Annotated in this window: 12 protein-coding genes and 1 pseudogene; 9 read left to right on the forward strand and 4 right to left on the reverse strand. The window is 62.7% G+C overall.

Annotation, left to right across the window (positions count from 1 at the left end; translation table 11 throughout):
* Window positions 1-55: 55 nt before the first annotated feature.
* Entirely contained in the window at window positions 56-1,417 is a 1,362-nt protein-coding gene (locus ASC97_RS06065) for a formimidoylglutamate deiminase (protein WP_057467552.1), read from the reverse strand.
* 122 nt (window positions 1,418-1,539) lie between these two features.
* On the opposite strand from ASC97_RS06065, the gene hutI reads away from it, so the two are divergent.
* From hutI to hutU, 4 genes are all read left to right on the forward strand, one after another.
* The gene (gene hutI, locus ASC97_RS06070) at window positions 1,540-2,802 is read left to right on the forward strand and encodes an imidazolonepropionase (RefSeq protein ID WP_057467454.1); all 1,263 of its coding nucleotides are present in this window, start codon (window positions 1,540-1,542) and stop codon (window positions 2,800-2,802) included.
* Window positions 2,799-4,334: a histidine ammonia-lyase gene (hutH, locus tag ASC97_RS06075; protein ID WP_057467455.1), complete on the forward strand. Its 1,536-nt coding sequence runs from the start codon at window positions 2,799-2,801 to the stop codon at window positions 4,332-4,334. The genes hutI and hutH overlap by 4 nt, the downstream gene beginning before the upstream one ends.
* Before the next feature lie 189 nt (window positions 4,335-4,523).
* Window positions 4,524-5,327 (forward strand): N-formylglutamate deformylase, encoded by an 804-nt coding sequence (gene hutG / locus ASC97_RS06080; RefSeq protein WP_057467456.1) that lies wholly within the window; start codon window positions 4,524-4,526, stop codon window positions 5,325-5,327.
* A gap of 33 nt (window positions 5,328-5,360) precedes the next feature.
* Entirely contained in the window at window positions 5,361-7,037 is a 1,677-nt protein-coding gene (gene hutU / locus ASC97_RS06085) for a urocanate hydratase (protein ID WP_057467457.1), read from the forward strand.
* 2 nt (window positions 7,038-7,039) lie between these two features.
* Here hutU and ASC97_RS36015 read toward each other — a convergent pair.
* Window positions 7,040-7,159: pseudogene (locus ASC97_RS36015) on the reverse strand (PIN domain nuclease); the annotation flags it as partial.
* A 162-nt stretch (window positions 7,160-7,321) separates the two neighbouring features.
* On the opposite strand from ASC97_RS36015, the gene ASC97_RS06090 reads away from it, so the two are divergent.
* The 5 genes from ASC97_RS06090 (at window position 7,322) to ASC97_RS06110 (ending at window position 12,226) form a co-directional block, all read left to right on the forward strand.
* Window positions 7,322-7,906 (forward strand): HutD/Ves family protein, encoded by a 585-nt coding sequence (locus ASC97_RS06090; protein WP_057467458.1) that lies wholly within the window; start codon window positions 7,322-7,324, stop codon window positions 7,904-7,906.
* 169 nt (window positions 7,907-8,075) lie between these two features.
* On the forward strand, window positions 8,076-9,089 hold the full coding sequence (tauA, locus tag ASC97_RS06095) for a taurine ABC transporter substrate-binding protein (protein WP_057467459.1): 1,014 nt from the start codon (window positions 8,076-8,078) through the stop codon (window positions 9,087-9,089).
* A 66-nt stretch (window positions 9,090-9,155) separates the two neighbouring features.
* Window positions 9,156-9,947 (forward strand): taurine ABC transporter ATP-binding protein, encoded by a 792-nt coding sequence (locus ASC97_RS06100; protein ID WP_057467460.1) that lies wholly within the window; start codon window positions 9,156-9,158, stop codon window positions 9,945-9,947.
* Window positions 9,944-10,798 carry an ABC transporter permease subunit gene (locus ASC97_RS06105; RefSeq protein WP_057467461.1) on the forward strand — a complete coding sequence of 285 codons (855 nt, stop codon included), beginning with the start codon at window positions 9,944-9,946 and terminating at the stop codon, window positions 10,796-10,798. Before ASC97_RS06100 ends, ASC97_RS06105 begins: the two co-directional genes overlap by 4 nt.
* A gap of 72 nt (window positions 10,799-10,870) precedes the next feature.
* Window positions 10,871-12,226 carry an LLM class flavin-dependent oxidoreductase gene (locus ASC97_RS06110; RefSeq protein ID WP_057467462.1) on the forward strand — a complete coding sequence of 452 codons (1,356 nt, stop codon included), beginning with the start codon at window positions 10,871-10,873 and terminating at the stop codon, window positions 12,224-12,226.
* Here the strand turns inward: ASC97_RS06110 and ASC97_RS06115 are convergent, their stop codons facing one another.
* Together ASC97_RS06115 and ASC97_RS06120 are read right to left on the reverse strand one after the other, a co-directional pair.
* The gene (locus tag ASC97_RS06115; protein WP_057467463.1) at window positions 12,227-12,880 is read right to left on the reverse strand and encodes a methionine ABC transporter permease; all 654 of its coding nucleotides are present in this window, start codon (window positions 12,878-12,880) and stop codon (window positions 12,227-12,229) included.
* The gene (locus ASC97_RS06120) at window positions 12,861-13,946 is read right to left on the reverse strand and encodes a methionine ABC transporter ATP-binding protein (protein WP_057467464.1); all 1,086 of its coding nucleotides are present in this window, start codon (window positions 13,944-13,946) and stop codon (window positions 12,861-12,863) included. Before ASC97_RS06120 ends, ASC97_RS06115 begins: the two co-directional genes overlap by 20 nt.
* Window positions 13,947-14,007 lie beyond the last annotated feature (61 nt).

The raw sequence follows: 14,007 nt of genomic DNA on the forward strand, positions 1-14,007 counted from the left end.
ACGCTCCGGTTGACCCTCCCGATCTAATGTGAATACGCGTTCGTGGAAAGCCCCCTCAGGCCGCGAGCAGTTCGCCCATCGCCCTCAGGAACCGGCGATTGATCGCGTCGCGCCCGACATGCCGGCCGCCTTCGACCTGCTTGCGACCCAGCGCCCAGACGCTGCCGACGCAGACGCCACCGGCAAAGACCCAGTGATCGAGCAACTGATCGCCCGAGAGATAAGGAACGGCGCCGGTATCGAGCGATATGATATCCGCATAGTTGCCGACCGACAGGCCAGCGGGCGCCCTCAGTGCTGCGCCGCCGCCTGAGATGGCGTGATCGAAAAGGCTGCGCGCCGTCGAGCCGCCGGGCGCTGCAATGACGTTTCGGGCCCTCAGGGCCAGGCGCTCGGAATATTCGAGCTGCCGCAACTCGCCGGACAGCGAGATCTGCACGTTGGAATCCGAACCGACTCCGTAGCGGCCGCCCTCTTCCAGGAACAGGGGTGCCTGGAATGTGCCGTCGCCTAGATTGGCCTCGGTAACAGGGCAAAGGCCGGCGACCGCACCGTGCCGCGCCATCGTCCGCGTTTCCTCGTCGGTCATGTGGGTGGCGTGGATGAGGCACCAGCGGTGGTCGACAGGGGCATTGGCAAGCAGCCACTCCACGGGACGTGCGCCGGACCATGCAATGCAATCCTCTACCTCCTTGACCTGCTCGGCGACATGGATATGGACGGGCCCCTCGCCCGCCATCGGCACGACGGTCGCAAGTTCTTCGGGCGTTGCAGCGCGCAGGCTGTGCGGCGCAAGGCCGAGTTCGGCGCCCTCGATCCCGCCGGTGACCTTGCGGCAACCGTCCATCAGCCTTGCGAAGCTGTCGAGCGAGTTGATGAAACGCCGCTGTCCCTCAATCGGCGCGGCACCCCCGAAGCCGGAATGCGCGTAGAACACCGGCAGCAGCGTCATGCCGATGCCAGTCGCGGTGCTCGCCGCGCCGATGCGCTCTGCAAGCTCGGCAATGTTGGCATATTGCTGCCCGTCCTTGTCGTGATGCAGGTAATGGAACTCGCCGACGCGGGAAAAGCCGGCCTCCAGCATTTCCATATAAAGCTGCGCTGCCACCGCCTCGACATGTTCCGGCGTCATCGACAAGGCGAACTTGTACATGACCGTGCGCCAACTCCAGAAGCTGTCGTTGGCCGGCCCCCTCACCTCGGCAAGCCCAGCCATGGCGCGCTGGAAAGCGTGGCTGTGAAGGTTCCCCATTGCCGGAACGAGCGTATGATAGCGTTCGTCGGCGCTGTCGGCGGCCACGGCCGTTTCTATCTTCGAGATACGGCCGTTCGCCAATGTCAGGCGCACGTCCTTCTGCCACCCCTGGGGCAGGAGGGCCGCACTCGCATGAAGTCTGGTCGCAACCGTCAGTGCCATGACCGCTTTTTCTCCTCTTTGGCGCCGCGCATCTTTCTTTTCCATGGAGACGCACAAATTTCCACTTGTCACCTGTTTATTATGTATATACATGTTTCCACATAAGGAAAGGCGCAAAGCTGATGAATGGGAACAATTTTTCAGGCGATGAGGCATCCGGCGAGGTCCGTCCGCATCTTTGGCGCAACGCGCGCCTGGCAACGCTCGACCCGCAAAAGCAGGGTCTCGGCATCATCGAAAAGGGCGCTGTCGTCGTCGAAGGCCGCCGCATAAGCTATGTCGGACCGGAAAGCGAAGTGCCTGTCCGGGCGATCGAGCGCGCCGCGATTACCGACCTCGAAGGCCGTTGGGTCACACCCGGCCTCGTCGACTGCCACACCCACATCGTCTACGGCGGAAATCGCGCCCGCGAATTCGAGATGCGCCTCGAAGGCGCCACCTACGAGGAAATCGCCCGTGCCGGCGGTGGCATCGTTTCCTCGGTAAAGGCAACGAACGCCTTATCGGTCGACGGGCTCGTCCAGGCGGCCCTGCCGCGTCTCGATACGCTGCTCTTGGAAGGCATCACCACGATCGAGATCAAATCCGGCTACGGCCTCAATATCGAAGCCGAACTGAAGATGCTGCGCGCGGCGCGCCAGCTGGAGCGGGTCCGCCCGGTTCGTGTCGTCACGTCCTATCTCGGCGCGCATGCGACGCCGGTCGAATACAAGGGCCGAAACACCGACTACATCACGGATGTCGTCCTGCCCGGCCTTGAGCAGGCACACGCGGAAGGGCTCGTCGACGCTGTGGATGGCTTTTGCGAAGGCATCGCCTTCTCCGTCGCGCAGATCTCGCGGGTCTTCGACAAGGCCGAAGCGCTCGGCCTGCCGGTGAAGCTGCACGCAGAACAGCTTTCCGATCTGGGCGGTGCGAAGCTTGCTGCGTCCTACAAGGCGCTGTCGGCCGATCATCTCGAATATCTCGATGCCGAAGGCGCCGCAGCCATGGCTGCGGCCGGAACGGTCGCAGTGCTCCTGCCTGGCGCCTTCTACGCCATCAACGAAAAGCAGAAGCCGCCAGTCAACGCATTGCGCGAGGCCGGCACGCATATCGCGATCGCGACCGACTGCAATCCCGGCACCTCGCCGCTGACCTCGCTGCTGTTGACGATGAATATGTCGGCGACGCTCTTCGGCCTGACCGTCGAGGAATGCATCGCTGGCGCCACCCGCGAAGGCGCTCGGGCGCTCGGTCTGCTTGACGAAACCGGCACGCTTGAGACCGGCAAGTCCGCCGACTTCGCGATCTGGGACGTCGAGAGCCTGGCCGAACTCGTCTACCGCATCGGCTTCAACCCGCTTCATGCACACGTCTTCAAGGGCGAAAGGATCGACCGTTGACCATCACTCTTCACCCTGGCTCCGTCTCTCTGAACGATCTGGAAACGATCTACTGGACCGGCGCACCGGCCAGGCTCGATGCATCCTTCGACGCCGGCATCGCCAAGGCAGCCGCCCGCATCGCGGAGATCGCAGCCGGCAACGCGCCGGTCTACGGAGTCAATACCGGATTCGGAAAACTTGCCTCGATCAAGATCGACAGCGCGGATGTGGCGACGCTTCAGCGCAACCTGATCCTGTCGCATTGCTGCGGCGTCGGCGCGCCTTTAGCCGACAACATCGTCCGTCTGATCATGGCGCTGAAGCTCGTTTCGCTCGGTCGCGGGGCGTCGGGCGTGCGCTTGGAACTGGTACGCCTGATCGAGGGGATGCTGGAAAAGGGCGTCATTCCCGTTATTCCGGAGAAGGGCTCGGTCGGTGCCTCCGGCGACCTCGCGCCGCTTGCACACATGGCGGCAGTCATGATGGGGGAAGCAGAGGCCTTCTTCGCAGGCGAACGTCTCTCCGGTGCGGAGGCCCTTCGCAAGGCCGGCCTGACGCCGGTCGTCCTGGCCGCCAAGGAGGGCCTCGCCCTCATCAACGGTACGCAGACGTCGACCGCCCTGGCGCTTGCCGGCCTCTTCCGTGCCCACCGGGCGGCGCAGGCGGCACTCGTCACCGGCGCCATGTCGACGGACGCCGCCATGGGCTCGTCGGCGCCGTTTCACCCCGATATCCACACGCTGCGCGGCCATAAGGGCCAGATCGATACCGCGGCTGCGCTTCGCGCCCTGCTTGAAAACTCCGTCATCCGCCAGAGCCATGTCGAAGGCGACGAGCGCGTGCAGGACCCCTATTGCATCCGCTGCCAGCCGCAGGTCGATGGTGCATGCCTCGATCTTCTGCGTTCGGTCGCCCGGACGCTCGAAATCGAAGCGAATGCCGTCACCGACAATCCGCTGGTCCTCTCGGACAATTCCGTCGTTTCCGGCGGCAATTTCCATGCCGAGCCGGTGGCGTTTGCCGCCGACCAGATCGCCCTGGCAGTCTGCGAAATCGGCGCGATTTCCCAGCGCCGCATCGCGCTCCTGGTCGATCCTGCCCTCTCCTACGGCCTCCCGGCGTTTCTTGCCAAGAAGCCCGGCCTCAACTCCGGCCTGATGATCGCCGAAGTGACCTCGGCGGCGCTGATGTCGGAAAACAAGCAGATGTCGCATCCGGCATCGGTCGACTCGACACCAACCTCGGCCAACCAGGAAGACCACGTCTCCATGGCCTGCCATGGTGCCCGCCGCCTGCTTCAGATGACGGACAATCTCTTTGCCATCGTCGGCATCGAGGCGCTGACTGCTGCACAGGGCGTCGAGTTCCGCGCGCCTCTCGCCACCAGCCCTGAACTACAAAAAGCGATCGCCGCGATCCGTACCGTCGTACCGACGCTGGAGGTCGATCGCTACATGGCAAACGATCTCAAGGCGGCGAACGATCTCGTCGCATCCGGAGTGCTGAATGCATCGGTCTCATCCGGCATTCTGCCTGTGTTGGAGGTTTGATATGATGACGATCGGACATTTGGGTCTAAACCCCTCCCCAACCCCTCCCCACGAGGGGCAGGGACTAACCCGGGGCAGCTCTCAACAGCAAATAGCAACCCTTCGGCAGGGTGAAACGCTGCGACGCGCACGATTGGTGCGGCGTCCTGGTACCTCCCCGTCGCGGGGAAGGGTTGGGGAGGGGTCTCCATGACCGCCCCCTACGAAATCCGCCAGGGAACCTCGCCCGTGATCCTCGGCTTCCCGCACACCGGCACGGAGGTGCCATCTGCGATATGGGAGCGTCTGAACGACAACGGCCGAATTCTGGCCGACACAGACTGGCACATCCACCAGCTTTACAACGGCGTGCTGGACGGTGCGACGAGTGTGCGTGCCACGTTCCATCGCTATGTCATCGACGCCAACCGCGATCCGGAAGGCGTCAGCCTCTATCCCGGCCAGAACACCACGGGCCTCGTTCCCGAGACCGATTTCGACGGCAAGTCGATCTGGAATGATGGCGACGCGCCCACGGATGACGACATTACGGAGCGGCTGCGGGACTTTCATGCGCCCTATCATGCCGCACTTGCCGCCGAGATCGAACGCGTCAAGGCAATCCACGGCGTGGCCATCCTCTACGATTGCCATTCGATCCGTTCGCACATCCCCTTCCTGTTCGAAGGCAAGCTGCCCGACTTCAACATCGGCACCGACATGGGCAAGACCTGCGACGGCGCGATCGAGCAGGCGGCCGTCGCGGCGACTGCCGCTGCCGATGGCTATGACAGCATCCTCAACGGCCGCTTCAAGGGTGGCTGGACGACGCGGCACTACGGCAGGCCGGAGACCGGCGTCCATGCGATCCAGATGGAGCTTGCGCAATCGACGCATCTCGCAACCGAGACGCCACCCTTCGCCTACGATCCCGCAAAGGCCGAGCGCCTGCGCGTTCACCTGAAAGACATCCTCGTGCGCATCGCTCAGATCGCGCCCGACCTAAAACGCTAAGCATCCGATATACCGAACAAGGGGGAACCCCGCATGACCAGCAACCCACGCCACAATATCCGTGAAATTCGCAGCCCTCGAGGCAACGAGCTCAGTGCCAAGAGCTGGATGACCGAAGCGCCGCTGCGCATGCTGATGAACAACCTCGACCCCGACGTCGCGGAAAACCCGAACGAACTCGTCGTCTATGGTGGAATCGGCCGCGCTGCCCGCACTTGGGAGGATTTCGACCGCATCGTTGCGACGCTGAAGACGCTGACCGAGGAAGAAACACTGCTCGTGCAGTCCGGCAAGCCGGTCGGCGTGTTCCGCACCCACAAGGATGCGCCGCGCGTGCTCATCGCCAATTCGAACCTCGTGCCGCACTGGGCAACCTGGGACCACTTCAACGAGCTCGACAAGAAGGGCCTTGCAATGTACGGCCAGATGACGGCCGGCTCGTGGATCTATATCGGTACGCAGGGCATCGTGCAGGGCACCTACGAGACCTTCGTCGAGGCCGGTCGCCAGCACTATGGCGGCAATCTCAAGGGCAAGTGGATCCTGACCGGCGGCCTTGGCGGCATGGGTGGCGCCCAACCGCTCGCAGCGGTCATGGCCGGTGCCTGCTGCCTTGCCGTCGAGTGCAACCCGGATTCGATCGATTTTCGCCTGCGCACCCGATACGTCGACGAAAAGGCGGAAACGCTGGACGAGGCGGTGGAGATGATTGCCCACTGGACGAAGAACGGCGAGGCTAAATCCGTCGGCCTGCTGGGCAACACAGCGGAGATCTTGCCGGAAATGGTTCGCCGCGGCATGCGTCCCGATATGGTAACCGACCAGACGTCGGCGCACGATCCGGTGAACGGCTACCTGCCGAAGGGTTGGACGATGGCGCAATGGAAGGAAAAGCGCGAAAGCGATCCGAAGGCGGTGGAAAAGGCCGCGCGCGCCTCGATGCGCGAACACGTCGAAGCAATGATCGCCTTCCAGGACATGGGGATCCCCACCTTCGACTATGGCAACAACATCCGCCAGGTCGCCAAGGACCAGGGACTAGAGAACGCCTTCGCCTTCCCGGGCTTCGTGCCTGCCTATATCCGCCCGCTCTTCTGCCGCGGTATTGGCCCGTTCCGATGGGCAGCGCTCTCCGGCAATCCGGAGGATATCTACAAGACCGACGCCAAGGTGAAGGAATTGACCCCCGGCAATACGCATCTCCACAACTGGCTCGACATGGCGCGCGAGCGCATATCGTTCCAGGGCCTGCCGGCGCGCATCTGCTGGGTCGGCCTCGGCGACCGCCACCGCCTCGGCCTGGCCTTCAACGAGATGGTCAGGACCGGCGAATTGAGCGCACCAATCGTTATCGGCCGCGACCACCTGGACTCGGGCTCGGTCGCCTCGCCCAACCGCGAGACGGAAGCGATGAAGGACGGCTCCGATGCCGTATCCGACTGGCCGCTGCTGAACGCCCTCCTCAACACCGCATCCGGCGCTACCTGGGTGTCGCTGCATCACGGCGGCGGCGTCGGGATGGGCTTCTCGCAGCACTCCGGCATGGTGATCTGCGCCGATGGCACGGACGACGCGGCACGACGGCTTGAGCGCGTCCTCTGGAACGACCCTGCGACAGGCGTCATGCGCCACGCGGATGCGGGCTACGAGATCGCGATCGATTGCGCCAAGGAACAAGGCCTCCGCCTTCCGGCGATCCTGGGGAACTGAGACTAGATCAGTCGGATAAGGCCGCCGTATCGTGCGACGGTCTTATCCACTGTCAGCAAAACCAGTCCCTCGGAAAAGGCTTGTGCGATCAGCAGGCGGTCGAAAGGATCTCCGTGAATGGTTGGAAGATTTTCGACCGCGGCCGCGTGCTCCCCTGTGACGAGAAGCTCCTCGAAGCCATTTCTCTAGCAGGAAGCGCCGCAACAGCCCCGCGGTGATCGAAGTTGGGCGCCGCCTGAGCTTGATCGCGACTTCCTGCCTTTTTTTGCAATGATGGAGACAGAATGCCCCGCGCCACCGTCCTCAATGCCAGCACCTACCGCCGCATGCCCTGGAAGAACGGTGGGGGCGAGACAGTGGAAATTGCAATATCGCCCGAGGGAGCCGCGCTCTCGGAGTTCGACTGGCGCATCAGCATGGCGACGGTGGCGACTGACGGACCGTTTTCGAGCTTTCCCGGCATCGACCGCACGCTGTCGATCCTGGAGGGCAACGGCATATCGCTTGCGATCGATGGAGGCCATCCCCTGGTCCTGACCCAGGAGAGCGATCCGCTGGCCTTTCCCGCCGATGTCGCGGTTTCGGCGGTGCTTGCTGCTGGAACGATTGCCGACCTCAACGTCATGACGCGACGCGACACACTCCGTCATCACGTCGAACGTCTCGACATCGGTGGAAGCGACAGCGTTCGCGTCGATGCGCGGACCTGGATCGTACTGTGCCACCGGGGAACTCTCGCCCTCCAGTGGGAAGATGGAAAGGCCGAACTCGATCCGGGCGATTCTGTCCTGCTGGAAGGCGCCATGGGCATGGTGGTCGCACTGACGGGCCATGCGCGCATCTATCGCATCTCGATCGTCAACGTCTGAGTGTCGCAACGGCACGTGGTGCGTTCGGCCAGAATGACAAAACGATATTGTCACTAATCTCTATAAAATAGATAGTTTTATCTGTGTAAGTGCGGGTACCCGCCGTAGTGTTTCCCTGTCGAAATAGTTCACGCGCTGGAGCAGACGCTCAGCCGCAAGGGGGCGAAACATGAATATCAAGACTCTATTTGCCGCGTTCACGCTCGGGTCCGCCGTCCTGGCCGCACCCTTCATGGCCCAGGCGGCCGACAAGAAGGTGGTCGTTGCCTATCAAACCGACGCCTTGCCGTCGTCCGTGGCGATCGCCAACGGCGAATTTGTCAAGGCGACTGGCTACGACATCGATTTCCGGAAGTTCAATTCCGGAGCGGAAATCTTCGCGGCGATCGCCTCGGGGGATGTTCAGATCGGCTACGTCGGCTCAAGCCCGTTCGCGGCAGCGACGTCGCGCGGCCTTGAGGTCAAGGCGTTCTACCTCTCGTCGATTTCGGGTATTGACGAAGCGCTGGTCGTTCGCAATGGCTCCGGTATCCAGTCGCTCTCGGATCTCAAGGGCAAGAAGCTGGCTGCGGCGCCCGTTTCCACCGATCACTATCAGCTTCTCGCCTTGATCAAGTCGCTCGGCCTGACGGAGAAGGATGTTCAGGTCTTCGCTATCCCGCAGCCCGAAATCGTCGCAAGCTACAATCGCGGCGATATCGACGGCGGCTTCGTCTGGGATCCGGCCCTCACCGAGCTCAAGAAGAACGGAAAGGTCCTCGTCACGTCCAAGGACGTTGCCGACAAGGGCGCGCCGACCTTCTCGGCCTGGGTCGCCGCCTCGAAGTTCGCCGATGAAAATCCGGCGTTCCTCAAGAGCTTTGCCGGTGTGATCGACAAGTACTACGCTTCCTTCGCAGCCGACAAGAAGGCCTGGCAGGCCGACAGTGACAACGCCAAGCTTCTCGCCAAGGCGCTGGGTGGCACGGCCGAGCAACAGGCGGCTGCGTTGAAGAACCTTACCTTGCTCACGCCTGAAGTTCAGGCGTCCGAGGCCTGGCTGGGCGGCGGAGAAAAGTCGGGTGCGGCCAAGATCCTCAAGGACACGGCGGCCTTCCTGAAGGAGCAGGGCAAGGTGTCGGAGGTGCTGCCGAGCTACGCGGCCTTCGTCACGGCAGACGCTTTTGCCAACGCAAGCAACTGATCGGATCCTCCCGGGGAACGCTGGCGCGACAATCGCGCCGGCGTCCTCTTTTTGAAGAGACAGCCCATGCTCAAAGTCGATCACGCGAGCGTCTATTTCAGGACGCGAGATGGCCAAACGGTTCATGCCCTCGATCGTGTTTCGCTCGATATTCCGGACAACAGCTTCGTGGTCGCTCTCGGCGCATCGGGTTGCGGCAAGTCGACGCTGTTGAACGCGATCGCGGGCTTTCTGCCGCTCTCCGAGGGGGCGATAACGCTCGACGGGCGACACATCGCTGGACCCGGCGCCGATCGCGGAGTGGTGTTCCAGAAGGACACGCTCCTCCCCTGGAAATCCGTCATAGACAATGTCGCGCTCGGGCTGAAATTTGCAGGGTTGCCGAGGGCTACCCGTCGGGCGCGTGCAGAAGAGTTGCTTCACCTGGTCGGGCTCAAGGATTTCACGAACGCGTTTCCCTATGAACTGTCGGGCGGCATGCGCCAGCGTGTCGGCATTGCCCGGGCGCTCGCAACGGAGCCCGACGTATTGTTGATGGACGAGCCGTTCGGGGCCTTGGACAGCCTGACGCGCGAACAGATGCAAGAGCTTCTGGTGTCGATCTGGAGGACGACCCGCAAGCGCATTGTCTTTATCACCCACTCGATCGACGAAGCTTTGTTCCTCGGCACGCAGGTGGTCGTGATGTCGCCGCGTCCCGGTAGGATCGTCGCGCGTTTCAACCTGGATTTCGTGCGACAGCTCGCCGAAACCGGAGATTCGCGGTCGGTAAAGACCTCACCGGAGTTCGTCAGCCTGCGCGAAGAGATCCGCGGCATCCTGCATGGTTCGACCGAATTGAGGAGTGCGGCGGAATGAGCGAGTTGACACAGACCGGACACGTCCTCAAAAGCGCTGCCGCCGACCAGCCTATCCCTGTGAAGATGAAGGGCTTCGGCGTGGGAGAACGGCCCACTATCGTCATCAGCATCGGAACTGCCGTAGCACTTCTGGCGGCTTGGTGGCTCGTCGCGAAGTTGGCATTGGTGCCGCATCTGTTCCTGCCGACGCCCCAGGAGGTCTGGACCCAGCTTGGTGCCGTCTATCGCGACGGCTATGCTGGCGCCTCCCTGTCCGAACACATTTCCGCCAGCCTCTTCAGGATTGTCACTGCTGCGGCGATCGCGACGGTGGTCGGCATCCCCGTCGGCCTTGTGATGGGGCTCAATCGTTGGGTAAAGGGCATCCTCGACACGCCGATCGAATTCTACTGGCCGCTGCCCCCGCTTGCCTACCTGCCGCTGATGATCATCTGGCTGGGAATCGGGGAAACATCCAAGGTAACCCTTCTGGTGCTTGCGATGTTCGCACCCATTTGCCTGTCGGCACAAGCCGGCGTCCGTTCGCTGCCCGTCGAGCGGGTGAATGCCGCACGGTCCCTTGGCGCCAAACCCTGGCAGCTCCTCCTCAGCATCGTATTGCCCTCGGCCCTGCCGGAGATCCTGACCGGCTTGAGGATCGCGCTTGGCGTTGGCTGGAGCACCCTTGTCGCCGCCGAGCTCATCGCGTCCAATCGCGGCATCGGCTACATGATCATGTCCGCGTCCCAGTTTCTGGCGACGGACGTGGTTTTCGTCGGCATAGGGATCATCGCCGCCTGCGCATTTGCCTTCAGCGCTTCCGTTCGGATACTGGAAGCCGTGCTCGTTCCGTGGAAAGGAAAGAGTTAGCACGGGACAAATCGCCCGTATGGTCCTACAAACCAGTCGTTGGGGACGCTCCCCGGCATGGGGGAGCGTTCGATGAAGCAGATGCAGATCTACGCCTTCGACATGAACTGCGTCGGCCATATCAATCATGGAATGTGGACGCATCCGCGCGATACGTCGTTGCACTATACCGATCTCGACTACTGGACGGAGTTTGCGCGAACGGCCGAACGCGGCAAGCTCGACGGCATCTTTCTTGCCGACATCGTCGGTGTCTACGACGTCTACAGGGGAAGTCCGGCCCCTGTCATCGAGACCGGTGCACAGATCCCGGTCAACGATCCGCTGATGCCGATCTCGGCGATGGCCTATGTGACGAAGCACCTTGGCTTCGGCGTCACCGTCAACACGACATACGAGCCGCCCTTTCTGCTCGCGCGGCGCATGTCGACGCTCGACCACCTCACCAAGGGGCGGATCGGCTGGAACGTAGTCACCGGTTACCTCGACAGCGCTGCCCGCAGCATGGGCTTCGACGCATTGCCCGAGCATGACGCCCGCTATGACGCAGCCGAGGAATACCTCGAAATCCTCTACAAGCTCTGGGAGGGAAGCTGGGACGACGATGCCGCTGTGCGCGACAAGACCCGCGGTATCTTTGCCGATGCGTCGAAGGTGCGCGCGGTCAGCCATCTGGGCAAGTACTACAGGATGGAAGGCATTCACCTTGCGGAACCGTCGCCGCAGCGCACCCCCTTGCTCTTCCAGGCCGGCGCTTCTGCGCGTGGCCAGGATTTTGCGGCCCGCCACGCCGAATGCGTGTTCATCGCCACGCCCACGCCGCAAGCGGCGAGACCGACGGTGGACGTTTTGCGTGGCAAGGCGTCAGCGATGGGGCGCGGGGCTGATGCCTTGTGCGTCCTGAGCCTGATTACCGTCGTCGCAGGACGCACGCAGAAAGAGGCGGAAGACAAGCTCGAGGACTATCGCCGCCACGCAAGTGTGGAAGCATCGCTTGCCCACTACTCGGCATCGATCGGTATCGATCTCTCGCGATACGGTCTGGACGATCCGATCGACCGGGTATCAACCAATGCCAATCAGTCGGCGCTGTCGGCCATTACCAGGCAAGCGCCGAAGCCTATGACGCTTCGGGAGATCACCGACCAAATGGTGCTCGGCAGTCGCATGAAGCCGATTGTCGGCTCGCCGGAGCATATCGCGGATCGCCTGCAGGGATGGATCGAGGATGGCGACATCGACGGCTTCAACCTCGCGCGGACCGTTGCGCCGGAAAGTCTGGCCGACTTCATCGACCTCGTCGTCCCGGTGCTGCAGGAGCGCGGGCTGTTCAAGGCGGACTATGCCGAGGGACCGCTTCGACAGAAGCTCTTCGGCGGCAACGGCAGGCTGCCTTCCTCGCACCCCGCCGCGCAGTTTCGCCGTTGACTATTTGTGATCCAGCCTGGTGACAAAGCGGTCGCCGAGCCATTGTATGCCGCAGACGAGCACGATCAGGACGGCGACAACCGCGACCATGACGGCGGTTTCGAAGCGCTGGTAGCCATAGCGGATCGCAAGGTCCCCCAGCCCGCCGGCGCCGATCGCACCGGCCATCGCGGACGCACCGATCAGCGTCACCAGCGTGACGGTGAACCCCGCCACGATTCCCGGCAGCGCTTCCGGCACCAGCACTTCCCTGACGATCGTCCAGCGGTTGCCACCCATGGCACGCACCGCGTCGATCAGGCCGCGATCAACCTCCCGCAGCGACACTTCGGCAATACGCGCATAGTACGGCGTGGCCGCAATCGCCAGAGGCACGATCGCCGCCCAGGTGCCAAGGGCCGTTCCGACAATCAGTCGTGTCAGCGGGATCAGGGCTACAAGCAGAATGATGAAAGGGACCGCACGGAAGCCGTTGACGATGGCGCCGAGAATGCTGTTGACCCACAGGTTTTCGGCAATGCCGCCACGGTTTGTCAGTACCAGCGCAAGGCCGAGCGGCAGGCCGAATACCAGCGAGATCAGGCCCGATGCACCGGTCATCAGGATCGTCTCCCAGAGGGAACGAAGCAAAAGATTAAACATGATCGGTGTCATAGCCAAGCACCTCTACCCGCGCCGAGCGGGCTTTCAGGAATTGTTCGACCTTGTCCTTCAACGCCGGATCGCGCGTCGGGACGGCCACGAAGAACCGCGCCACCGGCTGGTTCTGGATATGATCGATGCCGCCATGAACGAGCCGGAACGAATGCGGCAGGGCTGCCGACAGGTCGGCAAACAGAGCGCCCTGCGCTTCCGGACCAGCGAGATCGATGCTGAGAATGACCTCGGTCCCGGAACCGGGTGAGAGCCGCGCTGCTATATGCTCCGGCAGCTGCGGACGGCTTCCCGCAAGCAGGCTCTTGGTGATCGGAGCCTTCGGATCGGCGAAGACCGACCAGACCTGACCCTCCTCCACGATACGGCCGGCATCGATCACGGCGACGCGGTCTGCAATGTTGCGCACGACTTCCATCTCGTGAGTGATCAGCAGGATCGTCAGACCGAGCTTGCGGTTAATGTCCTTCAGGAGCACCAGGATCGAACGTGTCGTTTCCGGATCGAGCGCGGAGGTCGCCTCGTCGGAGAGAAGCAAAGCCGGCCGCGCGGCAAGCGCGCGGGCAATGCCGACGCGCTGCTTCTGCCCACCAGACAGCGATGATGGATAAGCCTTCGCCTTCTCGGAAAGACCGACGAGCTGAAGGAGTTCATGCGCCCGCTTCAGCCGTTCGGCCTTGGCGACACCGGCAATCTTCAGGGGCAGGGCGACGTTGTCTTCGACGGTCTTTGCCGACAGCAGATTGAAGTGCTGGAAAATCATGCCGACGCGCCGGCGCAACGGCTGCAATTCTTTTTCGTCAAGTCCGGTGATGCTGCGCCCCTCGATCTCGATCTCGCCGCTATCGGGGCGTTCCAAACCGTTCAGGCAGCGAATGAGTGTTGACTTACCGGCGCCACTGCGACCAATGATTCCAAGGATTTCGCCCTTTCGGACAGTCAGAGATATGCCGTCCAGTGCCGCGGTTGCACCAAAATGCCGCTGAACATCGATGAGCCGGACCACCTCTTCGGCCTCGGTCTCCGGCGGCGCCTCGATTACGGAGGCGGAAACAAACGAATTCATAGTCTTTCCCTTCGGAAACGCCCAAGGCGGCCCGGGCAAGGAACGCCCGGACCGCCTTGTT

The organism is Rhizobium sp. Root1203 (assembly GCF_001424945.1).
Classification (GTDB): Bacteria; Pseudomonadota; Alphaproteobacteria; order Rhizobiales; family Rhizobiaceae; genus Rhizobium.